This window comes from bacterium, assembly GCA_016708315.1.
Lineage (GTDB): Bacteria > Zixibacteria > MSB-5A5 > CAIYYT01 > CAIYYT01 > JADJGC01.
Genome location: JADJGC010000003.1, coordinates 128,825 through 154,244, shown reverse-complemented (window position 1 = coordinate 154,244; position 25,420 = coordinate 128,825). Strand labels below are relative to the sequence as shown.

24 protein-coding genes are annotated in these 25,420 nt (G+C 52.4%); 14 read left to right on the top strand and 10 right to left on the bottom strand.

Annotated features, from left to right (window positions below; genetic code table 11):
• The 3 genes from rdgB (at window position 1) to IPH59_03635 (ending at window position 3,272) form a co-directional block, all read left to right on the top strand.
• Window positions 1–594 carry an RdgB/HAM1 family non-canonical purine NTP pyrophosphatase gene (rdgB, locus tag IPH59_03645; protein ID MBK7090805.1) on the top strand — a complete coding sequence of 198 codons (594 nt, stop codon included), beginning with the start codon at window positions 1–3 and terminating at the stop codon, window positions 592–594.
• Window positions 595–653: 59 nt separating this feature from the next.
• Window positions 654–2,126 carry an O-antigen ligase family protein gene (locus IPH59_03640; GenBank protein ID MBK7090804.1) on the top strand — a complete coding sequence of 491 codons (1,473 nt, stop codon included), beginning with the start codon at window positions 654–656 and terminating at the stop codon, window positions 2,124–2,126.
• Between the two features lie 72 nt (window positions 2,127–2,198).
• On the top strand, window positions 2,199–3,272 hold the full coding sequence (locus IPH59_03635; GenBank protein ID MBK7090803.1) for a 4Fe-4S binding protein: 1,074 nt from the start codon (window positions 2,199–2,201) through the stop codon (window positions 3,270–3,272).
• Between the two features lie 702 nt (window positions 3,273–3,974).
• Here the strand turns inward: IPH59_03635 and IPH59_03630 are convergent.
• The gene (locus tag IPH59_03630; protein MBK7090802.1) at window positions 3,975–4,796 is read right to left on the bottom strand and encodes a 23S rRNA (adenine(2503)-C(2))-methyltransferase RlmN; all 822 of its coding nucleotides are present in this window, start codon (window positions 4,794–4,796) and stop codon (window positions 3,975–3,977) included.
• Between the two features lie 160 nt (window positions 4,797–4,956).
• On the opposite strand from IPH59_03630, the gene prfB reads away from it, so the two are divergent.
• From prfB to IPH59_03610, 4 genes are all read left to right on the top strand, one after another.
• A complete protein-coding gene (prfB, locus tag IPH59_03625) occupies window positions 4,957–5,937 on the top strand; it encodes a peptide chain release factor 2 (GenBank protein ID MBK7090801.1) in 981 nt (326 codons plus the stop codon).
• Window positions 5,938–5,949: 12 nt separating this feature from the next.
• Window positions 5,950–6,945 carry a phosphate acetyltransferase gene (gene pta / locus IPH59_03620; protein ID MBK7090800.1) on the top strand — a complete coding sequence of 332 codons (996 nt, stop codon included), beginning with the start codon at window positions 5,950–5,952 and terminating at the stop codon, window positions 6,943–6,945.
• Between the two features lie 164 nt (window positions 6,946–7,109).
• Window positions 7,110–7,382 (top strand): FmdB family transcriptional regulator, encoded by a 273-nt coding sequence (locus IPH59_03615; GenBank protein ID MBK7090799.1) that lies wholly within the window; start codon window positions 7,110–7,112, stop codon window positions 7,380–7,382.
• A 345-nt stretch (window positions 7,383–7,727) separates the two neighbouring features.
• A complete protein-coding gene (locus IPH59_03610; GenBank protein MBK7090798.1) occupies window positions 7,728–8,726 on the top strand; it encodes an FAD-binding protein in 999 nt (332 codons plus the stop codon).
• Window positions 8,727–8,857: 131 nt separating this feature from the next.
• Here IPH59_03610 and IPH59_03605 read toward each other — a convergent pair whose 3' ends face one another.
• Entirely contained in the window at window positions 8,858–9,028 is a 171-nt protein-coding gene (locus IPH59_03605) for a hypothetical protein (protein ID MBK7090797.1), read from the bottom strand.
• Between the two features lie 194 nt (window positions 9,029–9,222).
• On the opposite strand from IPH59_03605, the gene IPH59_03600 reads away from it, so the two are divergent.
• From IPH59_03600 to IPH59_03570, 7 genes are all read left to right on the top strand, one after another.
• Window positions 9,223–10,098 carry an efflux RND transporter periplasmic adaptor subunit gene (locus IPH59_03600; GenBank protein MBK7090796.1) on the top strand — a complete coding sequence of 292 codons (876 nt, stop codon included), beginning with the start codon at window positions 9,223–9,225 and terminating at the stop codon, window positions 10,096–10,098.
• Window positions 10,095–11,015 (top strand): ABC transporter ATP-binding protein, encoded by a 921-nt coding sequence (locus tag IPH59_03595; GenBank protein ID MBK7090795.1) that lies wholly within the window; start codon window positions 10,095–10,097, stop codon window positions 11,013–11,015. Before IPH59_03600 ends, IPH59_03595 begins: the two co-directional genes overlap by 4 nt.
• A complete protein-coding gene (locus tag IPH59_03590) occupies window positions 11,012–11,941 on the top strand; it encodes an ABC transporter ATP-binding protein (GenBank protein ID MBK7090794.1) in 930 nt (309 codons plus the stop codon). The genes IPH59_03595 and IPH59_03590 overlap by 4 nt, the downstream gene beginning before the upstream one ends.
• On the top strand, window positions 11,938–13,059 hold the full coding sequence (locus IPH59_03585) for an ABC transporter permease (GenBank protein MBK7090793.1): 1,122 nt from the start codon (window positions 11,938–11,940) through the stop codon (window positions 13,057–13,059). The genes IPH59_03590 and IPH59_03585 overlap by 4 nt, the downstream gene beginning before the upstream one ends.
• Window positions 13,056–14,192, top strand: coding sequence for an ABC transporter permease (locus IPH59_03580; GenBank protein MBK7090792.1), 1,137 nt, complete (start codon window positions 13,056–13,058; stop codon window positions 14,190–14,192). The genes IPH59_03585 and IPH59_03580 overlap by 4 nt, the downstream gene beginning before the upstream one ends.
• Before the next feature lie 156 nt (window positions 14,193–14,348).
• On the top strand, window positions 14,349–14,735 hold the full coding sequence (locus IPH59_03575) for a response regulator (GenBank protein MBK7090791.1): 387 nt from the start codon (window positions 14,349–14,351) through the stop codon (window positions 14,733–14,735).
• On the top strand, window positions 14,736–15,284 hold the full coding sequence (locus IPH59_03570) for a hypothetical protein (GenBank protein ID MBK7090790.1): 549 nt from the start codon (window positions 14,736–14,738) through the stop codon (window positions 15,282–15,284).
• Between the two features lie 80 nt (window positions 15,285–15,364).
• On the opposite strand, the gene IPH59_03565 is transcribed toward IPH59_03570, so the two are convergent.
• From IPH59_03565 to IPH59_03530, 8 genes are all read right to left on the bottom strand, one after another.
• Entirely contained in the window at window positions 15,365–15,823 is a 459-nt protein-coding gene (locus IPH59_03565; protein MBK7090789.1) for a diguanylate cyclase, read from the bottom strand.
• 298 nt (window positions 15,824–16,121) lie between these two features.
• Window positions 16,122–16,826: a sigma 54-interacting transcriptional regulator gene (locus IPH59_03560; GenBank protein MBK7090788.1), complete on the bottom strand. Its 705-nt coding sequence runs from the start codon at window positions 16,824–16,826 to the stop codon at window positions 16,122–16,124.
• Window positions 16,745–17,569 carry a sigma-54-dependent Fis family transcriptional regulator gene (locus tag IPH59_03555; protein ID MBK7090787.1) on the bottom strand — a complete coding sequence of 275 codons (825 nt, stop codon included), beginning with the start codon at window positions 17,567–17,569 and terminating at the stop codon, window positions 16,745–16,747. Before IPH59_03555 ends, IPH59_03560 begins: the two co-directional genes overlap by 82 nt.
• 194 nt (window positions 17,570–17,763) lie before the next feature.
• Window positions 17,764–19,737, bottom strand: a complete 1,974-nt coding sequence (locus IPH59_03550) for a cation:proton antiporter (protein MBK7090786.1) — start codon at window positions 19,735–19,737, stop codon at window positions 17,764–17,766.
• A gap of 102 nt (window positions 19,738–19,839) precedes the next feature.
• Window positions 19,840–21,942, bottom strand: coding sequence for a GAF domain-containing protein (locus tag IPH59_03545; protein MBK7090785.1), 2,103 nt, complete (start codon window positions 21,940–21,942; stop codon window positions 19,840–19,842).
• Window positions 21,943–21,945: 3 nt separating this feature from the next.
• Complete coding sequence (locus IPH59_03540) at window positions 21,946–23,268, bottom strand: hypothetical protein (GenBank protein ID MBK7090784.1); 1,323 nt, start codon at window positions 23,266–23,268, stop codon at window positions 21,946–21,948.
• Window positions 23,261–24,580, bottom strand: coding sequence for a bifunctional folylpolyglutamate synthase/dihydrofolate synthase (locus IPH59_03535; GenBank protein MBK7090783.1), 1,320 nt, complete (start codon window positions 24,578–24,580; stop codon window positions 23,261–23,263). Before IPH59_03535 ends, IPH59_03540 begins: the two co-directional genes overlap by 8 nt.
• Window positions 24,581–24,583: 3 nt before the next feature.
• Window positions 24,584–25,420 carry an acetyl-CoA carboxylase carboxyltransferase subunit beta gene (locus tag IPH59_03530; GenBank protein ID MBK7090782.1) on the bottom strand — a complete coding sequence of 279 codons (837 nt, stop codon included), beginning with the start codon at window positions 25,418–25,420 and terminating at the stop codon, window positions 24,584–24,586.

Below are 25,420 nucleotides of genomic sequence, written 5' to 3'. Positions count from 1 at the left end.
ATGAAGTTTGATAAGTTAATTCTGGCTACCAATAACAAGCACAAGATCGCGGAAATGACCGCCATGCTCAAAGACACCGGCGTCACCATCCTTAACCGCGACGACCTCGAAGATTTCCCTGACATCGAAGAAACCGGCACGACGCTCGAAGAAAACGCTCTGCTCAAATCGCGTCTCATTTTTTCTCAATACCACATCCCCGCTGTCGGCGACGATACCGGACTCGAAGTTGAGTTCCTTAACGGCGCTCCCGGCGTTTACTCCGCACGTTACGCCGGACCCCACAGCAGTTTCGAAGACAACAACCGTCGCTTGCTCAAAGAGCTTTCCGGACTTCCTTTCGATAAACGCATGGCGCGATTTGCTACCGTTATTGCCGTTTCTTGCGCCGAAGGCGACTTCTGCCATCGCGGCGAAGTCAACGGTGTCATCTCCGAGTCAATGCAGGGAGTCAACGGCTTTGGCTATGACCCCGTCTTCTTTTATCCGCCTGCACAAAAAACCTACGCCCAGATGACGCCCGACGAAAAGAACCAGATTTCCCATCGAGGTCGCGCCTTGGCGAAATTCAAGGAATGGCTGCTTGCGCCGTAGTCACTTTGGATATCTGAAATACTGTTGTCCAATCTTTCCGCTATCAGTTTATTAACTACATGCCTGATCCGAAAAAGCCCGAGACATCCTATAGCGTTAATCCGCCAACCAAGGCCCTGTTAACTCCGCGAGGCATCGGCATTGCTCTTTATATAATTGCCGCTATTGCCCTGGGGCTGATAACGATTCTCGTTCCGCCGCTGATTATCACCGGAATAATTCTCGTGCTCTTTGCCGGTGTCCTAATTGCGCTCTATCCCTACTTCGGACTGATTCTCTACTACCTGGTCATTGTCGTCAAACCAGAAGTTCTGTGGACGCAGATCGAAGCGCTCCGTCCTCCCCGTCTCATCTTAATGGCGTTGATCGTGTCTCTGGTACTCCACCGTAAACTGCGTGGTGAGCAATTCGTAATCTTCCGCGAGCGCATGACCAAGCATATGGTCTTCTTCGCTGCGGCTCTTTTTGCGTCAGTCCCATTTGCTTTCTGGCAGGAAAAGTCCTTCTGGTTCGCAGTAGATTTCCTTTGGGTCTTTGTCTACTATGTTGCTTTGATAAACGTCCTCACCAGCGAACTGCGCTTCAAGGGCTTCATTTGGCTGTTCATGCTCGCCGGCGGATACAACGCCATCAGTTCGGCGCTCGCCTACTTCTCCGGCACACTCGTTGTAGCCCAAGGTATCGAACGCGCTGAGGGACTGGCTGGAACTGATCCGAACACCCTCGCGGTATCGATCATGCTCGCGCTCCCCTTTATGCTGTTCGCAGTCTTCTGGGTAAAGAACAACTTCCTCAAAATCGTACCTATCGTGTTCCTCGTCGCCGGCATCTTTACAATCGCTATCACCGGCTCGCGCGCCGGTGTGATTGGCTTGGTCACTGTGGCATTTACTGTTTGGTTAATCTCCAAGAAGAAGATGATCACTGCCGTCGCCGCTATCCTGATACTCATCGCCAGTTGGTTCGCACTACCGCCTCAATATCAGCAGCGCTACGCCTCGATATTCAATGAAGAACGCGATCCCTCCTCCGAAGGACGTATCGATGCATGGAAAGCAGGCTGGGGCATGTTCAAGTCCAACCCGATTACCGGCATCGGCGTTGATTGCTTCCCCCTTGCCTATGCCACCGGCAATTACTCCGACACCCGCGCCCTTCTCAGGCCGCACAATATGTACATCCAGATCATCTCCGAGATTGGTCTCGTCGGGTTAATCGCGTTCGGCGCCTTGCTCTGGTATGTAATTGCTTCGAATTTCCGACTCCGCCGCCGCCTTAAAGACGCAGGCAAGAACGACCATCTCTTCATGTGGATATCCTATGCTATCACCTGTTCTATTGCGGCGCTCTTCGTCACCTCAGTATTCGGGCATTCGCTCTTTCGCGCTCACTGGTATGTCTGCGCCGCGCTGACTGCCGTTATGATGACCTTAACCGATCAGATGCTCAACCCAAAATCTACCGATAGTCCCTCTTCTCTCTCGATTCCAAATCCCCTTCGTTTGATTCGCTTCCGCAAAAACGCCGATTAATCTCGAATCGTCGCGGACGTTTTTCTCGATGTTTCTCTTGACAGTTTGGCATTACAGCCCTATTGTGTGTCTATGCTTCGTGGATCAATCGCTCGACTTCTTGGCTTACTTCTATTGAGCCTCACATTGTCAGTCTCGCTGGCGGCGCAGACTGGCGATAGCGGCATCGTCCACAACCACTCCGATTCCTCCGCAATTGCCGCTCCGGAATCGACAGCATCCGCTTTATTAACCGAAGAAAACCACGTAGCCGACCAAGCCGAAACACAACGCGAACCTACCTTGTGGGAGATGCTCACACGCACCAAGCACTTGGTAATGATGGCGCTCATGCTTGTCGGAATCGGTGTGCTGTTCTTCGTCAAAGTCAATCGTTGGATTCGCTTGCTCGGAGTCGTCATCATCTTCTTCCTCTTTGGCAGCGAACTGATTCTCCCTGTTCATCCCAGCCCGATGTGCGGTGTCACCAAGCTGTTCATGTTCCGCTTTACTTGGGGCCAGTGGTTTGTCGGATTTTTGGCACTAACTCTCGTGATCTTCATTCCGAGCCTGATTTACCGCAAGGCATTCTGCGGCTGGGTCTGCCCACTTGGCGCATTTCAAGAATTGGTCAACAAAATCCCATTCAAATGGCGCGTCAAACAATTCAACTTCACCGCCTTCAATTCCATCAGAATGGGACTGTTGGCGATGTTCTTCATCACATTCTTCTACATGAAGGAATCGATGGACTATCTCGGCAATGAACTGGGACATCTCGAATTGCCGATGTGGAAAGCCTACAGCGCCTACAATATCTACGACCCGATCAACTACTTCGAGTACTTGCACTGGGGTGTCGGAACACAATGGATCATCATGATGACCATTCTGGTCATTGCCAGCCTGATCATTTACCGCCCCTTCTGTTATCTAATCTGCCCGATTGGCGCCGTCAGTTGGCTGTTTGAAAAAGTCGCTCCCGGCAAAATTCGTATCGACCGCACCAAATGCAACGAATGCGGCGTCTGCGTCATCAAGTCCCCTTGCCCGACAATCAAACCCCTCATCAAGGGTGACACTTTCGGCCTCCCCGATTGCACTTCCTGTGGCGAATGCCTCTCCACCTGCAACCGCGACGCCATCAAATTCTCTTTTAAGAATTAACTTATCAAATCGGTTGCCAACCGATGCAGTAGTGGCTCGGTGTGCGAGCCCGCCATTACTACCCGTACGGCGCGGTCCCCGCCCAAAGTTGTGTTCTCGAATTGATTCGTGCACTTTTGTTTGCAGGAAAACAGTAGTGGCTCGGTTCGCGAGCCCGCCATCGCTACCCGTAGGGGCGCGGTTCCCTCGCCCGAAGTTTGTGGGCACGAATTCATTCGTGCATTGATGTTTACAGGAAAGCCCCTATGCCGTGCGCGGCAGACGTCCTGAGGCTGTCTAACAAGTCAAGTTTCGTAGGGCAGGTCTCCTTACCGAAATCTCTCCCCATTTAGACACTCTCGCCCGGAGACCTGCCATTTAGTGGCAATTCTGCAACCCGACTAATGTGGCAGTTTCGTTATTCCCCCTTAACAAAGGGGGTTAGGGGGTTGTACTGACCTTCAAAATCTCCCCTCTCCCAATGGGAGAGTTCCGTAGGGCAGGTCTCCTTACCGAAATCTCTCCCCAATTAAGACACACTTGCCCGGAGACCTGCCAATTAATGGCAATTCTGCAATCCGACTAATGTGGCAGTTTTGTTACTCCCCCTTAACAAAGGGGGTAGGGGTGTACTGAGCTAGTCCCCTCCCGCCACCTTCTCCACCTGCGCCACCAACTGCCCGCAGGCCGCCGCAATCCTTCTCCCCTTCGGCGTCCGCAATGTCACTGCCGGACAGCGCGGATACAAATACTCGCGGAATTGATCAATCGCATCCTGCGACGGCGTCCTGAAATCGTAAGGCGTAAACGGTTTTTCAGCTTATCCAGCGGATTGTCTTTTGCCGACGGTATCAACCGCTCGCGTAGACTTTGTATCGGCGCGTGCAGCGACAACGCCAATCCCGCCTTCAACCGCATCTCCGTCAGTTTGCGAACTTCAGTTATCAGCCCCACTGTCGAAATCGTGAACTTGCGCGCCGAAAATCCCAGCCCCTGCTCGGAACTGATTGTTCGAATCGCCTCCACGACATTATCGAGATTCAACAGCGGCTCGCCCATTCCCATCATCACCACATTCGCCAGTTCCTTGTCGCCGGTAAGATTGCGCGCCAGCATAAACTGGCCGATCATCTCTCCCGCGCTGAGATTCCGCTTAAATCCAAGCAATCCGGTCGCGCAGAATTTGCACCCGATCGTGCATCCCACCTGGCTCGACATGCACAGCGCGAGGCGCTCTCGCACCGGAATCAGCACCATTTCGACCATTGCCCCGTCGGAGAATTTCACGAGATACTTGGCGGTGCTGTCGTCCGGATCGCGTTGCTTGCGAACCACTTCCGGAAGGCGAACATCGTGCTTGGCATCCAAAAGGTCTCGCAACTCCTTGTTAAAGTTGCTCATCTGGGTGAAGTCGCTGGTTTCCTTCTGGTAAATCCATTGAAACAGTTGGCGGCCGCGAAACGGCTTCTCGCCGTGCGCTACCATCAGGTCTTCCATCCCTTTAAGGGAGAGCCCGAAAACGTTGATTTTTCTTGCAGTTGACATTGTCATAATAACAACTATAATTACGCCGATTGGCAATGAGTATTTGGAGGAGATTTGACCGAAGTAGCAAGCATTCAAGAATTAGCCGAACGATTCAAACGGCTGAAGGAGTTTCTTTGACCTCGATAAGAAGGCGGCGAAACTTAAAGAATTAGAACAATTGACGCTTGCAGAGAACTTCTGGGGCAATCAGGCAAAGGCACAGGGCATTCTCAAGGAAATCTCTCTCGAAAAGAAATGGCTCGAAGAATCCGCTAAGCTCGAAAAATCGCTCGGCGATCTCGAAACTCTTGAAGAACTCTCTTCCGATGATGCCGAACTCAAACGCGAACTCGAACAGCAACATACCGAACTCGACCGCCATCTGGCCGATTTCGAACTTCGCACTCTGCTCTCTGACCGCGATGACCCCAACGACGCCATCATCTCAATTCATCCCGGCGCCGGCGGTACCGAGTCGCAAGACTGGGCACAGATGCTGCTGCGTCTCTACACCCGCTGGTGCGAACGCCACGGCTATCAGGCTGACTTAATCGACTACTCCGACGGCGACGAAGCCGGCATCAAATCAGCCACTCTCGAAGTCCGCGGCGACTATGCCTATGGCTACCTAAAATCGGAATCCGGCGTGCATCGTCTGGTGCGAATTTCCCCCTTCGATGCCAATCAACGCCGGCACACTTCTTTTGCCTCGGTCTTCGTTCTCCCCGAAGTCGGCGAAGAAATCCTCATCGAAATCAATCCTGACGATATTCGCATCGATACTTTCCGCGCCTCCGGCGCCGGCGGCCAGCACGTCAACAAGACCTCGTCGGCGATTCGCATCACACACATTCCGACTAACATTGTTGTGCAATGCCAAACCGAGCGCTCGCAGTTGAAGAACAAAGAATCCGCGCTCAAGGTCCTCAAGGCCCGCCTTTATCAACGCGCTCGTGAAGAGGAAGAGAAGAAACTCGAGGTATACGTCAAGCAACAAAAGAAGATCGAATGGGGCAGCCAAATCCGCTCATACGTTTTTCATCCATACAACATGGTTAAGGATCATCGCACCTCTTGTGAAACGTCGAATACCTCGGCGGTCATGGATGGCGCGATTGATGAATTTATCACTGCTTATCTAAACTGGAAAGATAAGTAGTCGGGAGGTTATATGTCCGTGCTCCAGCAATTTCGCGATAAAGCCAAATCCCTGAAACGTCGAGTGGTATACCCAGAAGGCGAAGAACCACGCTCGATCATCGCCGCCAAAACAGTAATCGCCGAGGGCATCGCCCAAGTGATTCTCGTCGGCGACACTGCCAAGATCACCGCACTCGCCAAAGAACATCAGCTCGACTTAAGCAAGTGCACTGTCAGCGATCCGGCGACTTCGCCTCTTCACAAGGAGTTCGCTCAAGAGCTGTTCGAACTGCGCAAAGCCAAGGGCCTCACCCTCGAGGAAGCCGAGAAGACCATCCGTCAGCCGCTCTATTGGGGCGCCATGATGGTCCGCAAGAACCTCGCCGATGGCTCTGTCGCCGGTGCTCTTAACACGACCGGTGACGTTCTCCGCGCAGGCATTCAGGTCATTGGACTTGGCAAAGGCATCACCGCAGTTTCCAGCTTCTTTATGATGGTCCTGCCGGAGTTTCTTGGCGAGAAAGAGAAAGTCATCTTCTTCGCCGACTCAGCAGTGATTCCCCAACCGAACGTGGAACAGCTTGCAGCGATCGCCGTTTCAACTGCGCGTTCGTATCGCGCTCTCATGAACGAGGAGCCTCGCGTTGCGATGCTCTCCTTCTCGACCAAAGGCTCTGCCAAGCACTCCGATTGCACAAAGGTGATTGAGGCTCTCAAGCTCGTCAAGCAGATCGAGCCGAATCTTATCGTCGATGGCGAACTTCAGGTTGATGCCGCAATCATCCCTAAGGTTCAGCAATCCAAGGCGCCAGACTCACCTGTTGAAGGTAGAGCAAATGTGTTGATTTTTCCTGATTTGGATGCCGGCAACATTGCGTATAAGTTGGTACAAAGAATGGCGAAAGCCGAAGCCATCGGCCCGATTGTCCAAGGCATGGCCAAACCTGTCAACGACTTGTCGCGCGGCTGTTCGCCCGAAGATATCGTCAACGTCACCGCCATCGCGATGACCATGGGCGGTCTATAAAGTAGTAGAATAATCACCCAATCACTTCCTCCCCTCTCCCGCCGCGGCGGGAGAGGGGCCGGGGGTGAGGGCTTTTGGGTAAGAGGGGTTAGGCCGAAGGTCCCGCGCTTCGCGGGAGGTGAGGGCCCTGAGGGCTAGAACGTCTAACTTAGAAAGGAACACGAATGCCGACATATTGGTACCGCTGTCAAACTTGCAGTCATGAATTCGAGGAGTTTCAGAAAATGTCTGACCCCGCTCTTCGCGATTGCCCGAAATGCGGAGGTGTCGTCATGCGTGTCATCACCGGCGGGACCGGGCTGATCTTCAAAGGCTCAGGCTTCTATATCACCGATTATCGCAAGGACTCGTACAAGAAAGCCGCCAGCTCCGACTCAAGTTCTTCTTCTACCCCGGCGCCTTCCACCGAGTCCAAGCCAAAACCCAAGAGCGACTAATGACGCAATCCCGACTTACGCCTGCAGATCAGCTCTACATCGATTTGGCGGAGATAGTCGGGAAAGAGAACATCCACCTCGATGGCTGCACCTACGACGATTGCTCCCACGATGCAACTGATATCAATCATCCGCCCCTGGCCGCAGTAGTAGTAAGAACACCGCGTCCCGGTTATCCCGCGCGGCGCCGGAACCGGCTACACCGGCGGAGCAGCAGCCGAGTTCGGCGGGATTGTCCTTGCTCTCATCGGTCTCAATAAAATCCTCGAAATCGACATAGCCAACAAATGTGCAATTGTCGAACCGGGTGTCATAACGCAAACACTTGCCGACACGGCCAACGCCTTGAATTTGTTCTACCCTCCTGACCCGGCAAGCGTCAAAGAATCCTCGATCGGCGGCAACGTTGCCGAATGCGCCGGCGGATTGCGTTGCAAGAAATATGGTCTCACCAAAGACTACGTTCTTGGCATCGAGGGCTACGATATCGAGGGCGAACTCATCCAGACTGGCTCGTTCGCGAAAGACCAGACCTACGACCTCGGCTCGATCCTAGTCGGCTCTGAAGGCACCTTGGCGATCATTGTTAGAATCGCTATCCAATTGATCGACCCGTCGCCTTTTAGTCGAACTTTCTTTGCCACCTTCTCGAAACAATCCGATGCCGCGGAGGTCGTCTCCGGAATCATGGCGAGCGGTGTCATTCCCGCCGTCCTCGAATTCATGGATGGCGACGCTATCGCTTGCACCCTCGACTATCTCAAATGGACCGACGTTATTCCAGCCGCGGCCGCACTTGTCATCGAACTCGATGGCACGCCGTCCACTGTCGACAAAGAGACCGAGTCGATTACTCCGATTATCAAGTCCCGCAACCCGATACAGTTCGAGACTACCGAGGACGACTCTCGCCGCGACTATCTCTGGACCTTGCGGCGCTCGATTTCCCGCGCCATCACAGCCGCTGCTGTCTTGCGCGTTTCTGAAGATGTCTGCGTGCCTCCTTCGAAACTGCCCCAACTCGTCACCGCATTACCTGACCTTGGCACCAAGCACAATCTGCGCGTCAACTCTTTCGGCCATGCGGGTGACGGGAACCTCCATGTGAACTTCCTCGCCACCGAGGACACACTCGAAATCCACGATCGTATCCACGCCGCCGTTCGCGAACTATTCGAGATTACTGTCAAAATGGACGGCACCATCTCTGGCGAGCACGGAATCGGCATGACCAAGCGCGCCTACTTGCCCATTGAGGTCCCGGCACCAACCCTTGAATTGTTCCGCACCATCAAAGCCGCCTTTGACCCACCCAATCTGGTCAACCCCGGCAAAATCTTTTAGCCTCGCTTGCGATATTAATCTCAATTTTATTGAGTGCATCCAACGTTTTGGACTCACCCTCTGTAGGGACTGTTGAAAAAGCCACTTTGCATAGGGAATGATCTCATCCATATCGCGGTCCTCCCTGTAAGTCATTCCCGCGAAAGCGGGAATCCAGCTTGGGCTTTTTCCGGAATTGCCAGCGATTCGCAAACCGGGAGGATTCTCAACAGCCCCAAGAGAGTGGTGCCTTGAGCGCGCGATCCGCCGTGGCGGAGAGCGCGATCAAGGCGGGGTGTGTCAATCTCGCCACCCGTGCGCACGGCCTCGCCGACAGCAATCTTCTCCCCTCTCCCATTCTGGGAGAGGGGCGGGCCGAAGGTCCCGCGCCTAGCGGGAGGTGAGGGCGATTAGCTTCGGGGCACTCACAATCGGTGACGCCCAACTTTCCCCTTGTCCCTTCCCTTTTCGATTTCTTATCTTCCGTCAAATCGACACTTAACTGTGAGGGCAATCCGTGCGTAAGTTAGCAATCATCCCGATCTTAGTGGTCATCTCGTTAGTGCTGGTTTTCTTAATCTACCGGCGTCAGCAGTCCGACATCCTCCCACCTGACGTAATCTATTCCTCCGGCACCGTGGAGGCCGCCGCCGTCTCCGTCGCGGCACAAACATCAGGGAAGATCATCGACAAACGCTTCAGCCGTGGCGACCAAATCACCGTCGGCGACACGCTGCTTCTCATCGAGGGCGAATTACTCGACGCCAAACAGCAGGAACTGGACGCGTCCATCTCCGCCACACGCGATGAAATCTCCGCCGCACGTATCGATCTCGCCAACGTCAAAACCAATCTCGATCGTCTCAAAGAGGCTTATGCTGTCGGTTCGATTCCCAAGCGCGAATACGACAATGTCCAGACCGCTTACGACTCCGGCACGCGACGCCTCGCCTCGCTCGAAGCCCGCTTGCAGACAATCTCCGCTCAACAACAGACGCTCGATATCCAAAAAGGCTACACCGCTATCACCAGTCCGACCAGCGGATTCGTGCAAGCCGATCCGGTCGAAGTTGGCGAAATCGCCATGACCGGCTCCACACTGCTCGAAATCGTCGACCTCAGCGATACCTGGGTGGAAATCTACGTAAACGAAGCCGACCTGCCGCATCTGCATCTCAACGATCCGGCTGATGTCTTCCTCGATGCCAGTCCCGACAGCGCCATCAAAGGCAATATCTCCTTCATTTCCCAAAAGGCTGAGTTCACGCCCAAGAACGTCCAAACTAAGAAAGAACGCGTCAAACTTGTCTTTGCTGTTCGCATCAAGGTTGACAACACCGCGGGATCATTCAAGCCGGGATTGCCGGTCGATGTCTATCTGAAGAAATCATGACCGCTGCCATCACCGCCAAATCTCTGCGCAAGACGTTCGGTGAGACGGTTGCCCTGAACAACCTCTCATTCGCTGTTCCCGAAGCATCAATCCTTGCTGTCGTCGGTCCTGATGGCGCCGGCAAAACGACACTATTGCGCATATTGGCAGGCATTCTCAATTGCGACTCCGGTGACATTCTCATCTTCGACGACGACTACCGCCGCAACTTCGATTCCAAAAAAGCAAACATCGGCTATATGCCGCAGCGCTTTGGACTCTACGAAGATTTGACGGTTCAAGAGAACATCGACTTCTTCGCTGATCTGTTTTCGGTCAAGGGTCAGGACCGCCGTACTCGCATACAACGCCTGCTGCAGTTCTCCCGCATGGAACCCTTCACCGGCAGATTTGCCGGCAAGCTCTCCGGCGGCATGAAACAGAAACTGGGACTCGCCTGCGCTCTAATTCACAATCCCAAGATTCTCCTGCTTGACGAACCAACCAATGGTGTCGATCCGGTGTCGCGTCGCGAATTCTGGAAACTCCTCTACGATCTCAATCGCGAAGGCACCACCATCGTCGTCAGTTCCTCATACATGGATGAGGCTGAACGCGCCAGTCGATTCCTGCTGATGCACAAAGGCGCTATCATCTCCGAGGGAGAACCCGCGCATATTCGAAAGCACTTTCATCAAGTCGTCTATGAACTAACACCTGCCAATCCGCGACAAGCCAAGGACCAACTCGCCTCCGATTCCCGCTTCCTTTCAGTCTCGCTCTTTGGCAAGAGTGTCCACATTGCCGCCTCGCGAGAATTGCCGTTCGCTCAAATCAGCTCTGCAGTCCAATCAAAGAATATAGCTGCCGATACTCTGCGCGAAATCATCCCCTCATTCGAAGACATCTACATCGGAATGTCGCAGGAAAAGCAATGACCGATTTCGCTGTTGATGTCACCAATTTGCGCCGCGACTTCGGCAAGTTTACTGCCGTCAATAACATCACCTTCCAGGTTAATCGCGGCGAAATCTTCGGATTTCTCGGTCCCAATGGCGCCGGCAAGTCAACGACAATCCGCATGCTGTGTGGACTGTTGAAACCAAGCTCCGGCAGCGGCACCGTCGCCGGCTTCGACATCATGAAAGAATCTGAGAAGATTAAAACGCGCATCGGTTACATGTCGCAGAAGTTCTCACTCTATCATACGCTTTCTGTCGAAGAGAATCTCAACTTCTATGCCGGCGTCTATCTCATGGATCGCGCCCGCCACACCGAGAAGAAAAACACTTTCTTCAACGAAACCGTTATGGGCCAAGTGCGCGACACGCTTGTCGCCGACTTGCCCGCCGGTACCAGACAACTGCTCGCGCTCTTCTGCGCCATTCAACACGAACCGGAAATCATCTTTCTCGATGAACCAACCGCCGGTGTCGATCCGTTGTCGCGCCGATATTTCTGGGAACAGATCAACCGTCTTTCCGATCTTGGCGTCACGATCTTTGTCACGACACACTACCTCGATGAAGCTGAAGAGTGCAATCGCATCGGCATGATCTTCAGTGGTACTCTCGCCGCCATCGGAAAACCCGACGAATTGAAGCATCAACGCTTCGCCGGACGAATCTACAAATTCGACTCCCGTAATCCCTGGGAGACTGCCGACCACCTGCGTAAGAGACCCGACATCGACGACGTCGTTCTCTTTGGTTCCGAACTTCATATCACGCTCAAGCCTGATGCCGACTTCAGCACTGTCAGTTCAGCCATTCGCACTGCTGATTCTACAGCAACTGAGATTACTGCAATCGACCCGACACTCGAAGATCTCTTCATCGCCTTGATCAACGAGGGACCGAAATGAACTCCAATCGCGTCTGGGCAATCGCTCGCAAGGAGACCTTGCAGATCATTCGCGATACGCGTTCATTGATTCTCGCATTTCTCCTCCCCATGACGTTGATCTTCCTTTTCGGATACGCGATTACACTCGATATCCGGCAGATACCAGCAGTTGTGGCCGATTACTCCAACACCACCCATTCGCGCGAGTTGATTCGCAAATTCACCAACAGCGGATACTTTGTCGAGATCGAGCGAACAAATCTGCCAGAGCGCGTCACCGAGCTGATCGAACGCAGCAAAGCCAAGGTCGCCGTCGTCATCCCCGTCGATTTTGCCAATCAGCTAATCACCGGAACCGCTGAGGTACAGATCATCACCGATGGCGCCGATGCCAACACCACTCAATCTGTCGTGGGCTACACATCCCAAATCATCTCTCAATTCAACCTTGAGAGCATCGAGCGCCAATTCGGAGGTCGTGTTTCCGTCAGCCCAATCAATCTCGAACCGAGATTCTGGTTCAACCCCGATCTTGATTCGCAGAACTTCCTCGTTCCCGGTTTGATTTCTCTTATCATGACGATTCTCGGCTCGCTCCTTACCTCGCTCACCATCGCGCGCGAGTGGGAACGCGGCACAATGGAATTGCTGATATCGACGCCAATCACGCCGTTGGAACTGGCAGTCGGCAAACTCATGCCCTACTACATCATTGGAATTGTCGATCTGTTTATGGCGGCTTACATCGGTATCGCAATCTTCGAAGTTCCCTTCCACGGCAGTCTGTGGTTGTTGTTTTTGTTTTCGAGCCTGTTTTTGTTGGCGGTTCTCGCCAATGGTTATCTCATCAGTGTCGTCGCCAAGTCGCAACAATTGGCATTTCAGCTGTCCCTGCTGACTTCGTTCTTGCCCGGCTTCCTCTTGTCCGGATTCCTTTTCCCGATTAGCTCAATGCCAACAATGATTCAGGTTGTAAGTCACGTCATCCCCGGCCGCTACTTCATCGAAGTCTTGCGCGGCCTCTTTCTTAAGGGCTCAGGGCTCGAACTTCTCTACATGCAAGGTCTCGCATTGCTCATCTTCGCCGTTGCCTTCTCGGTGCTCGCCACCCACAAGTTCAGAAAGACAATCGAATGAACTGGCGACGTACCTTCACATTGCTCATCAAGGAGTTTCAAGAGCTGTTTCGCGACCGTAAGGTCCTGGCAATCATCTTCGTGTCGCCGATTGTTCAGCTAATCATCTTTGGCTATGCCGCGACTTATGATGTCAAAAATATCCCCCTTGGAATCCTGGACCACGATCAAACATCGATGAGCCGCAAGCTAATTCAATCTCTGCAGGCATCCGACATCTTCACCGTTGACCGCATTCTCAACTCTGAAAATCAAATCGATAGTCTTCTTCAAACCAATGAAGTCTGGTGCGTTTTACAGGTTCCCCGCTCCTTTGCCGACGACATCGCATCCGGCAAGCCGGTGGACCTTGGCGCCGCCATCGATGCCGCCAATTCCAATAGCGCCATGATTACTGCCAATTACTTGCAAGGCGCCATCGCTAGATTCAACGAGGATATCCTGGCGCAACGAATCGCCTCATCCGGCGGTGTCGCCGCCAAACCTGTAGGCATGGTTGCACCCAAATTGCGCATCTGGTATAACCCTGACCTCGAAAGCCGCAACTTCAATGTTCCGGCAATGGTCGTGCAGATTTTGGTCCTGGTCACGTTGATGTTGACCTCAATGGCTATTGTCCGTGAAAAGGAGTTCGGCACCATGGAGCAGCTGATCGTCACACCGGTGCGCCCAAGCGAGCTCATCATTGGCAAGGCGCTACCCTACGCCTTCATTGGCATGATCGACATATCCTTGATAAGTGCCGTCGCCGTCTTCTACTTCAAGGTCCCCTTGGTTGGCAGCCTGACGCTGTTGTTCTTCACATCGCTCATTTTCATGATCTCGACCCTTGCCATCGGCCTTCTCATCTCGACCATCTCCGCCACTCAACAGCAGGCAATGATCAGCGCATTCTTCTTCATGATGCCCGCCATTTTGTTGTCCGGCTTCGCATTTCCGCTGGAGAATATGCCTGTTTCAATTCAGTACTTAACCTACCTGAACCCCTTGCGCTATTTCATCGTGATTATCCGCTCGATCTTCCTCAAGGGCGGCAGTTTCATCAGTCTCCTCGACCAGATTATCCCCCTGTTCGTTCTTGGAATCTCAGTCCTGGCTATCGCCGCATTACGTTTCAAAAAACGTTCCGCCTAACAGCCTTCGGCAGATCAACTATTCCGGCTACCTGACGATAAAGTTAGTACCCGGTAACGTTTGCCGGAAATGAAGTTAGCTTGAGATGTTCTATCCGGAACATTCTCGCCAAAACAAATGGGCAGGAAATAAATCCTTGGGGACTGCGAGGAAAAAGTGTATCGCATTGTTATTGTCGATGACGAACCGGAAATTGTAGATATCATGGTCGAATACTTCCACGGCGAAGAATTTGACGTCACCGGTTTATCCGATCCTTCGAGAGCAGTTGAGTTAATCGCTTCGAAGCACCCCGAAGTCGTCCTGCTCGACATCATGATGCCCGAAATGGATGGCTACGAAGTTGCCAGCCGCCTCAAAACCGATCCTCGCACTGCCGAAATTCCTATCATCTTTCTGACCGGTAAAGAACGCCAGGACGACGATCTGCGCTTCTCGAAATTCGCCGGTGATCTCTACGTCCACAAACCTGTGCCGCTCCCGGAATTGAAAGAATCTGTGCTTTTCATGATCAACAATTCGATTTCTATGGGACGAAAATAGATGGATGCTAAACTAATTAGCAAGTACGGCAATCCGAAACCTGCGAGATACTTTGTGAAATCCCTCGATGACCTCATCGACGTCGTCGAGACTGTTTACAAGCATATCAGCCAGAAGTCCAACTGCCCTGACCTTATCGACATTATGCGCGGCATCGAATGCTCGGCTGTCCCGATTCCGCGGACTCTCAGCAGTCATATCTTCTGCTTTCACATCCCCGAGAATCTGCTCGATTCCGAAAATCGCGCGACCAACGTTTCCGGCAAGCAACCGGAACTCAAGCCCGGCGTCAATGGACTGCCGCAGGTCGTGCATCAGACGACCAAGACCCAACTCATCAAAGATGTCCGCACCTTTTACGATATTTTAGTTTTTCAGCGCTACTTTAGAATGCTCATGAGTCAGAACTCCGATGGCATCAAGATGTTTACGACCAAACGTAGTGCCGAGATCAGCGCCGTCCCTATCAACGGCGAAGACAACGGCTACCAATTGACCGTTTCGTTCCCGGGAATCTTCTTCAAAGGCGCAGTCGTACCCGCACTATAGCCAATCACTAGATCACTCCAGACGCACGTCCAGATACTCTTGTCCTCAGACAGACATTTCTTAACTGATGTGAGGTGAAATTACGACTTTGTCGAAATCGCGCCTTGAGCGCGCGACAACTGCTCAGCAAGCTCTGAAAACTGATCAGGCTCTTCCGGGAATGATGCGTCCTTGATACTGACTTCGGGATCGAAAGGCAATCGTAAAGCGGCTCTTAAATAATCACGCAGGAACCCGTCTACGCGACGCTTGACAACTTCCAATCCACTGCGCGATGTCTCCATCAGCAGTAATCCGATACGATGGCGTTCACAGCCAGAAACGATATCCGAGGCTCTCAGTGAGCTCCGCAGATTCTTCTCCACTTCGCGGCAGACTTCTTCGAGATTAATCTTGTCACCGAGATTGCGATTGGCAACGGCGCGGCTTAGATCATTCATGTCAATAAGAAGCACCGACAGAAACAGGCAATAACGCTCTGCCCGGCTCAGCTCTTGACGAGTCCGATCAACAAAACTGAAGTCACTGGCTAAAGTCACCTTGCTGTTAACTCCGTTACTCTTGATTTGAGGTGTTTCCACTATTCCCGGTCGATCTACGTTACACACAGCCTATGCATCAGCAATTACGATGCCAACTGACATCACAGCTTAGTTCGTCCCTATTCATTCGGGAAGAATCTGCCGTATCGCAGTTGTGTACCGTCCAGTCTTCAGGTTTGGTTGGTACAAAGTTTTTGAAATTCTTGCAAGCAAACTCTGGGAGGGCCAAAACCACCTGCTGGCTTGTGCATCCCTGTTCACATTTCGTGCATAAGCCTACAGTTATAACGAAGCTTTACTCGACTTCGTTGAGCCTATATTCCTTTATCTTGTAGAGCAGCGACCGATAGGAGATTTCCAGAATCGTAGCCGCTTTACGGCGATTCCAGTTGGTCTTTCGCAGGACTTCGGCAATCAGCTTCTTTTCTTCGCTTTCAATCGTCCGGCTCAAGCGGTCTTTCAGCGAAAAATTCTTGTCATCTCCGACTGCCACAGCGGTTTGCGAGCTTTGCGGTGGCGGAGTATATCCCTGCCCTGCTCGTGCTTGCCGAACCGGCCGTTCTGCTGTCGGCGCGTCCGGGCTATTGCGAATCGACTCAAACACAACCGCTTCATCCTGGCGAACTACCAGTTGTTTAATCAGATTCTCAAGCTGGCGCACGTTCCCCGGCCAACTGTATTCGCTCATTGCCGCCATACAGGTCGCACTGACGTGAGCGTGCTCGCGGTGATACACTTCACCGTATTTGCGGAGGAAGTGGTCCACAAGCAGCGGCACGTCTTCTAAACGGTCGCGCAGTGAAGGCAACGACACCGTGATTTCATTCAACCGGTAGAACAAGTCATCGCGGAACTGGCGTTCATATATCGCCTGCTCCAGGTCCCGATTCGTAGCGCAGATGATTCGCACATCAACTTTTATGCTGACGATTCCGCCGACGCGAACGAATTCCTGCTGTTCCAGCACCTGCAACAGCTTGGCTTGCAGTTCAAATGACATGTCGCCGATTTCATCCAGGAAAATCGTGCCTTTGTTGGCAGTCTCAAATCGGCCCGGTTTATTCTTGTGTGCGCCAGTAAAGGCGCCCTTTCGTAGCCAAACAATTCTGCTTCAAGCAACTCTCTCGGAATCGCTGCGCAGTTTACCTTGATAAACGGATGCGACCGGCGTGATGACAATTGATGCAGCATTCGCGCTACGATTTCCTTGCCCGTTCCCGATTCGCCGCGAATCAATACTGACAGTTCGCTGTCCGCAACCTGCTCAATCAAGTTCTTAATTTCGATCATCCGGCCTGAGTCGCCGATGAATCCGTCCCAAGCGGTTTTGGCAACCAACGCCTGCTCCATCACGTCGATCTTCATGATCAAACCGCGACGCTCCAGCGCCTTTTGCAACTGCAGATCTACTTCGCGAACATCGAACGGTTTGTTGATGAAATAAAACGCGCCAAGTTGCACAGCCTCGACGACCGTCTCAGTCTCGCCCTGCCCGGAGAGCATAATCACATCCGATGGCAATCCCGCCTTTTTGAGCTTCTTGAGCACTTCCAGACCGCTCATGCCCGGCATCTTGATATCAAGCAGAATCAGCGGCGGCTTCTCTTTGGAGGCGATCTGTATCCCCTCAATGCCGTCGCTGGCGGTCATAATATCGTACTCGGACTTAAGGCCCTCGCGCAGTATCCACGAGACCTTCGGATCGTCATCGATGATTAGTAATTTCGTTTTTTCTTCTGACACTGTCTCTCCCTGTACTGTGCATTATCGGCAGAAACTTCCTGTAGTTTAGCAACATCGTGCCATTTTCATGCAAGTTATTGCATCGACAAGGATAAACGAATTGACACTTTGCACAAGTTGTTTCTTGAACTGCCCCTTTTATCTGACCGCCATTACGTAAAACTATTAATTTAAGTTGCAAAGCTAAGGTGTTATTAATGAAAGAGATGCGAAACCCCTTCGAGGTGCTGGTCTTCGCCAACCAATACAACAACGTCACCCGGCGTAAAGACCGTCTTGGCATCCGGATTAGCAATACTGGCACCATCCCTTTTTATCAAGAGCACCGTCACACCGTGGTCTGACCGCAGTTTTGTCGCTCCCAAGCTTCTCCCAACGACCTGTGCATCGGCGGCGACTTTGAGCGTAGTCATGTGCATATGTGAGAGGTCGCTCTCGATTCTCTGCAACGCCGATTCGGAATTCTTGGTCCGGAATATCTCGTAATTGTCCGACCGGACTTCCTGTACGATTTGATTGATTTCTGCCTCGGGAATCAGATAGTATCGCAATACCCGCGTGAATATCTCCACCGACGTTTCAAACTCTTCCGGGATGACTTCGTCGGCGCCAAGTCGTGCCAGGGTCTCAATCTCGTTGAGATACCTTGTGCGCGCAACGACACGTACCGTCTGATTCAACGATCTGACTAACATAACTGCCCGGCGCGTCGCTTCCGGATCGGAGATGGCAATGACGACCATTCTTGCTTTGCCGATATTTATCGATCCCCAAATCGACGCCTGTGTCGCATCGCCGTAGTAAATTCGCTCACCCGAAGCCCTTGCTTGCTTGACCGTTTCAGGATTCATTTCCAACACGACGTAGGGAATCGAAACAGCCTGCGAAGCGCGCGCCAGATTGTTGCCATTGACACCAAACCCGACAATGATCAGATGATCTGCCAAAGGCTCTTTGCTCGACTCCGCTACAAACTGCGACTTTCCACCGATTCGTAAATTCGCGAATTTGCCTTTGCAAAGCGGCAGATGCGGAGCCAATCGCAGTAGAAACGGCGCCGATGCCAGTGATACTGCCGATACTGCAAGGAAGATCTGATAGTTGTCCTGCTGCAGTAAGCCCGCCGCCAAACCGGCATTTGCCAAGATGAACGCAAACTCCCCGACGTTGCTTAGCCCGATCCCCGACATCACGGCAATGCGCATCGGGTAGCCTATTAACAGGCAAACCGGCACGACGATGATCGCTTTGAGAAGTACAATTCCGCAAGCCAGCCCCAGAATCAAAAGCGGCTGTGCGAACACGACGCGAAAATCGAGCAGCATGCCGACCGATACAAAGAACAAGCTGATAAACAAATCTCGGAATGGCGTGATGTTTCCCAATGCATGATGACTATAGTCCGACTCGGAGATAATCAATCCCGCCAGGAATGCTCCCAATGCCAGTGACAATCCCACTACCGAGGAGAACCACGCTACCCCGAGGCAAATCAAAACGACACTGATGAGAAACAGTTCCCGGTTGCGTGTCATGGCAACTGCTTCCAGTACAAACGGTGCAATCCACCGCGACGCAACAAACACGAAGACAATCATGCCCAGCCCATAGATAAGCAGTTTGGGCACCTCACTTCCGCCCTCACCCACTGAGCTTCCGACAAGGACCGGAATCGCCAGCAACATCGGTATGGAAGCAATATCCTGAAAGATCGAAACGGTAACGACGGCGCGTGCGTGCGGACTATCCCCTTCGCCTTGCTCTTGATACGATTTCATCGCAATCGCGGTACTGCTCATCGCCGCCATCATTCCAACCATAATCGCTTCGGCGGCTGAAAGTCCGAGGAAGTATACGATTGGCGCAACGACGGCTGTCGTCAGAACTACCTGTAGCGGACCTCCAATAAAGATGACCCGCTTCATTCGCAGCATGTCCTTTAAGGACATCTCGACACCGATCGAGAACAGCAACAGGACTACGCCGATATCCGCAATCTTCGAGACCTCTTCAGCGCTGCCGACCAGCTTGAAGCCGTGCGGACCCGCAAGAATACCGGTAATCAAGAATCCGACTACAACCGGGATGCGCAGTCGGCTGCAGATCAGCACGACAGTCACCGCGACTACCATGATAATCAGGAAATCTTGAAGTACCGATCCGCTCATGTTCTCCATCCGTTTACGATTTTCACACGCAAACGGCATTTTACGCTGATTGTAGACTTAGCGCAAATTCCAAATGATTCGAATGTAATTCGGGAGAATTGACTACGCGGAAGGCAATCTTATAATGATAGTCGTGCCTTTGCCCGGGGCGCTCTCGACCTTGATTTCGCCATTGTGAGCCATGACAATGCGCTCGCAAATGGCCAGCCCCAATCCAGTGCCTGACTCTTTTGTTGTGAAGTAGCGATCAAAAATTCGATCCAGATGCTCCGGCGCGATTCCGCTGCCGGTGTCTTTGATCGTAAGCACGACCAGATGCTTGCCTGTATCAGACTTGATTTCGCTGAAGGTCCGTATCAACATCTTACCGCCTTCCGGCATGGCATCGATAGCGTTGATTATCAAGTTCAGCAATACTTCAACAATCTCGTTCTCATTGACAAGAACGCCGGGGATGTCCTCTTCGAATTCCTGCGAGAATTCGATCTTGTGCTTCTTGAGATCGTTTTCCACCAGTCGTATCACGCGCTTCAGCAAGTCGTCGATCTTCTTCTGTTCGAGCTGGTACTTCGTTGGATTCGAGAAGTTCAGAAGTTCTTTTAGCAAATCATCAAGTCGGCGAATCTCCTGCTGTGCGGTATGGAAGAAGTCATCCGACTGCGCGATTTCCGGCCACCGCTCGCGCATGATTTGCAAAGCGCCGGAAATATTCGTCAGCGGCTTCTTCAAATCGTGCGAAATTTCCGACATCATCTTGCCCATCGTCATCAATCTGGTAGCGCTGAGTACTGCTCGTTGCTGTTCATATATCGAAGTCGCCTGTGATGCTACGATCGAAGCGATATACTCATCATTTTCAGAAAATGCGTCTGCCTGCCGCGAACCCAGACAGAACAAGCCGTGCAGTGCGCCCTTGGTGATGATCGGCACTGAGGCGAACGTTTTGATCGCATCACGTAGCGCCGGTATCTCATTGATGAGCCCCTTCACAGCGACAGTCCTGACTGCGGCGGAATATACAGTCTTGTCCTTCAGTTGTACTTCCCTGCTCCGCAACGCTCCTGCATCCTTCTTGCCGTAACCTTCCCAATAGTTGACTACTAGCGTTTCCGAACGTTCATTCCACGACAGCCACATCGCGAAATCGATGGCGATGATCTGCTTGAGCGAACGATAGATCAAGTCCGTCATGTCCTGCGAATTGTCGACAGTAGTGATCTCGGTGGCAAGTTGATACAGCACCGCAAATTCGTTGAGCTTCTTGCTCAGTTGCTCAAAGTTCTCCGCATCGTCGATTGCAATCGCCGCTTGAGACGCAAACGTCGCCAGCAGTCGCAGGTCATTATCCTCAAACACCGTTCCGTGCTGCGGATCCGACAAGTTCAATACGCCAAGTACACGGTCTTTGATTTTCAATGGCACCGAAATCAGCGACTTGGTTTCATAGTTGCCTTTGCTGAACTTGGCAAAACGCGGGTCTGAACTGATATCCTGAATCAATAGCGACTCACCGCTCTGCGCGACATGCCCTGCAATCGAATCTCCGACTTTGACCCGAGTCTTCTGGCGGACTTCCTCCGACATTCCTACCGATGCCGATACCGTCAGCTCGCCCCGCATTTCATCGAGCAGCATAACAGAGCCGACCGAGGCGCCGATTACATCGAGTGCCAGGCGAATGATGCGTGTCAACAGCGGCTTGAGTTCCTGCGACTGCGAGAGTATCACGCCGGCTTGGTAAAGTGCGTCAACTTCGGCAATGCGCCGATTCAACAGGTCATTCTTCACTTGAAGCTCAGCCATCAGCTTCTGACGCGCTATCTCCAGATCGCGCTTTTCCAATGCCCGCTTCGCCGCCAGTTTCAACTGCGTGAATTCAATCGGCTTCATCAAGTAGTCGTATGCGCCCATATTGATTGCCGCAAGCGCTGTGTCGAGCGACGCATAGGCCGTCATCAGAATCACCATTGCGTTCGGGTCCCCCTTGCGAATCGCCTGCAACAGCTCGATTCCCGTCATCTCGGGCAGCTTGATGTCGCTGATTACTAAATCGAAGTTGTCCTTGCCGTACATCTCCAAAGCCTGCTTGCCGTCGCCGGCGGTCTTCACCGCATATCCGGCTTTGGTCAGAAGCGTATCCAGCGAATCACACATTCGCTGTTCATCATCGACTACTAATATCTTGGGAATTTCGGAAAGACTCATACTCTATTTCTTTGTCGGCAAAGTAATCGTAAACCGCGCTCCGGCGCCGTCAACGTTGTCGGCTTCTATCTCGCCGCTATGCGCCTTGATGATGCTGTAACACACACTCAACCCCAACCCGGTGCCCTTGCCGGCAGATTTTGTTGTAAAGAACGGCTCCCAGATCTTCTCAATGATTTCCGGCGCGATTCCGGGACCCCAGTCGGTGAAGTACAGCCGCAGACTACGATCGTCGACTTCACCGCCTATATCTATTCTACCACCTGAAGGCATGAAATCGCAGGAATTTATCATCAAATTTAGGAATACCTGCTTGAGTTGCTCGGCAGAACCATATACGTGAGGAAATGGCTCCGGCAACTTCTTATTGATCGTGACCTTACCCTTTTGCGCGTGAAGCGACAACAAGAGCAGAGTTTCGTCGATGACCGCTTCGACATCAGTGTCCGCAAAGCCATCCTGGCGCGGCTTGAACATATCCAGCAATTGCCTTACAATACCGGCGATGCGGTCGACTTCCTCTGTGACAATTTGTACATACTCAACCGACTGCTTATCCATCGACTCCTGCTCGCGAATCATCAGCAGATAGTTCTTGATAATCCCCAGCGGGTTATTAACCTCGTGTGCAACGCGTGCCGAGAGTTGCCCCAGTGCCGCGAGTTTTTCCGCCTGCAACAATTGCAGCTGGGCGGTGCGTAGTCGCTCGAGCGCTTCCTTTTCCGAGTCGAACAAGCGCGCATTTTCAACTGCTACCGAGAGCTGATTTGCGAGGATCGCAAGAAACTCCAAATCGTCCTCGAAAAACGAAGTACCGGAGATCTTTCGAGTTACCGACAGCAGACCGCGCACGCGATTTTGCAGCGACATCGGAATTAGAAACTCACATTCAAGCGATTCCAGCAATTTGACTTCGTTTACATCACCGAGGCGCTGGCGGATTTCCGAGTACGACATCGGCTTGCCGTGCATACTCTGGATCAAGCGTAGAACAGGACTGTCTTCCTTGATCACCATCTGGGTCGTCGGCTCGACCGCAAGCCCTTTGGTCTTTGCCAATGATAAATCATCATTCTCATGACTGCGGACGATAAAAATCGCCGCGCCGTTGACGCCCATTTGGCCAATACAGGTCAATATGATGCCGTCGAGAAGTGTCTCGGTGTTCAAAACTGAATTGAGATGTTTCGAAATCTCGAAGATAGTATAGAGATCGAAAATCTTTCGTTTGAGCCGCTTATTCGCCTCGGTCAGTTCCGCCAGTTGTGACGGCGGATTCTGACGTTCCGGCGCATCGTCGCTGCTCTTTCGTACTTGTCTAGCCATTCAGTAAAGTTATATCGGCAGTTAGAAGTTTAATCTGTTTCTTGTCACGCAGTGCGTGAAGCCGCTTGATCGCCTCGCCCAATGTGTAATGCGATCCGCTCATTACGATAATGTCGTCTTTGCCTGCGATATGAAGGATACGGTCAACCGCTTCAGCAATGTTGAGCTTCACATCAAAGTCAATTTCTGCTCCGACCGCCGCCCAGATTACACCCTCGATTTCAGCTGCCCGAGTCGAATCGGGTCGCGTCAGGACAGCCCGCCTGACAATCGGCGCATACTCTTTCATGATCACATCCAAATCAGGCCGCTCCAGGAATCCGCATAGTAACAGCGCCTTCCGTCCCGGATAGGCTTTCTTGAAAGTCGCGACAAGAGCCCTTGTCCCGTCGGCGTTATGCGCCGCGTCGAGAACGATTGTCGGTTTTGTGGCAACCTTTTGAAAACGCGCCGGCCAGTGACAATGTTTGAGACCGCTGCGAATCGCTTTGTCGGAGATCGAAAGACTATCGCGATTCAACAACTCTGCGCACTTAAGCACGATGGCGATGTTATCGATCTGGTGTGCGCCCGCCAACGAACTGCTCAGAGTCTCTTCATTGCCGTTCAGCTTGTAGTGGAATCGCATGCCGTCCGAAGTGTATTCAAAATCTCGTGAAATCTTGACCGAGCGAAACAGCTTCGTGCCGCGTTCGTTGCAGGTGTTCTTAAAAAGCGTCAAAAGTTCCGGTCGCTTCTCACCGGTAACCAACGGCACTCCCGCCTTGATGATTCCAGCCTTCTCATAAGCTATCTTTTCCAGTGTCGGCCCGAGATTTTTGGTGTGATCAAAATCAATGTGAGTGATGACCGACACTCGCGGTTTGATAACGTTGGTCGCATCCAAACGTCCGCCGAGACCCACTTCCACGACAGCGACTTCGACACCCATCTTGCGAAAATACCAGAAGGCCAACGCCGTCGAAATCTCGAAGAATGTTATCCGCGCATCAATGATGAATTGCTTGTTCTGCCCGACGAATTCGGCAAGCGACCGCTTGTCGATATTGCCGGCATCAGTCCGAAACCGTTCGCGGAAATCCACCAAATGCGGCGAAGTGAACACGCCCGTCTTGTAACCGGCCTTGCAAAGCACGGAAAACATCAGCGACGAAACCGACCCCTTGCCGTTCGTTCCTGCTACGTGAATCGACTTGAAACTATCCTGCGGATTGCCGAGGTGGTCGAGAAAGCGGGTGATATTATCCAGCCCCATCTTGATGCCGAACAGCTCAAGATTGTAGATAAACTTAATCGCGTCGTCGTAACGCATAGTCTACTGGCTGAAGTAGTCCAGAAGCAGCGCCACTGTCTTGCGCAATTCGTGGCGATGCACAATCTTGTCCAGGAATCCGTGATCCTTGAAGAACTCCGATGTCTGGAAATTCTCGGGGAGTTTCTGGCCGATGGTCTGCTCAATGACGCGCCGTCCCGCAAAACCCAGCAATGCGCCCGGCTCGGCAATGTTTACATCACCCAGCGAAGCATAACTCGCCATAACGCCTGCCGTAGTTGGATTGGTCAGAATAGATATGTAAGGAATCTTCGTATCCGATAACCGCGCCAGCAATCCCGAAGTCTTTGCCATTTGCAAAAGCGAGAGAATGCCCTCTTGCATTCTTGCACCGCCCGAACACGAAACGATGATTAGCGGTACTTGCCGGTCCAGCGCGCGTTCGATAGTGCGCGCGATCTTCTCGCCGACGACGCTTCCCATACTGCCGCCCACAAACGAGAAGTCCATAATCGCAAACGACACCTGCCGTCCGTCGATGGCGCCGATACCGCAGATTACCGCATCGTTGCGGCCCGTCTTCTTGCGCGCTTCGGCAATGCGGTCTGGATATTTCTTGGAGTCCTTAAATTGGAGCGGGTCAAGCGATACCAGTCCGGAATCATATTCTGTGAAACTGTCGGCATCCAGCAGAATGTCCATATAGTCGGTCGAGCGAATGCGGAAATGGAATGAACAAGTGCGGCATACCCAGAGATCCTTCTCGAGTTCGCGAACATAGATAATTTCGCCGCACGAATTGCACTTTGTCCACAGCCCATCCGGGATTTCCTTGCGCTCAGTCGGCGGCGGCGCCGGTTTGCGTTTAAACCATTCCAT

Coding starts and splice junctions, on each gene's coding strand:
- rdgB (MBK7090805.1), top strand. CDS start 1: ATGAAGTTTGATAAGTTAATTCTGGCTACCAATAACAAGCACAAGATC.
- IPH59_03640 (MBK7090804.1), top strand. CDS start 654: ATGCCTGATCCGAAAAAGCCCGAGACATCCTATAGCGTTAATCCGCCA.
- IPH59_03635 (MBK7090803.1), top strand. CDS start 2,199: ATGCTTCGTGGATCAATCGCTCGACTTCTTGGCTTACTTCTATTGAGC.
- IPH59_03630 (MBK7090802.1), bottom strand. CDS start 4,796: ATGTCAACTGCAAGAAAAATCAACGTTTTCGGGCTCTCCCTTAAAGGG.
- pta (MBK7090800.1), top strand. CDS start 5,950: ATGTCCGTGCTCCAGCAATTTCGCGATAAAGCCAAATCCCTGAAACGT.
- IPH59_03615 (MBK7090799.1), top strand. CDS start 7,110: ATGCCGACATATTGGTACCGCTGTCAAACTTGCAGTCATGAATTCGAG.
- IPH59_03595 (MBK7090795.1), top strand. CDS start 10,095: ATGACCGCTGCCATCACCGCCAAATCTCTGCGCAAGACGTTCGGTGAG.
- IPH59_03590 (MBK7090794.1), top strand. CDS start 11,012: ATGACCGATTTCGCTGTTGATGTCACCAATTTGCGCCGCGACTTCGGC.
- IPH59_03585 (MBK7090793.1), top strand. CDS start 11,938: ATGAACTCCAATCGCGTCTGGGCAATCGCTCGCAAGGAGACCTTGCAG.
- IPH59_03580 (MBK7090792.1), top strand. CDS start 13,056: ATGAACTGGCGACGTACCTTCACATTGCTCATCAAGGAGTTTCAAGAG.
- IPH59_03570 (MBK7090790.1), top strand. CDS start 14,736: ATGGATGCTAAACTAATTAGCAAGTACGGCAATCCGAAACCTGCGAGA.
- IPH59_03560 (MBK7090788.1), bottom strand. CDS start 16,826: ATGTCATTTGAACTGCAAGCCAAGCTGTTGCAGGTGCTGGAACAGCAG.
- IPH59_03550 (MBK7090786.1), bottom strand. CDS start 19,737: ATGAGCGGATCGGTACTTCAAGATTTCCTGATTATCATGGTAGTCGCG.
- IPH59_03545 (MBK7090785.1), bottom strand. CDS start 21,942: ATGAGTCTTTCCGAAATTCCCAAGATATTAGTAGTCGATGATGAACAG.
- IPH59_03540 (MBK7090784.1), bottom strand. CDS start 23,268: ATGGCTAGACAAGTACGAAAGAGCAGCGACGATGCGCCGGAACGTCAG.
- IPH59_03535 (MBK7090783.1), bottom strand. CDS start 24,580: ATGCGTTACGACGACGCGATTAAGTTTATCTACAATCTTGAGCTGTTC.
- IPH59_03530 (MBK7090782.1), bottom strand. CDS start 25,420: ATGGAATGGTTTAAACGCAAACCGGCGCCGCCGCCGACTGAGCGCAAG.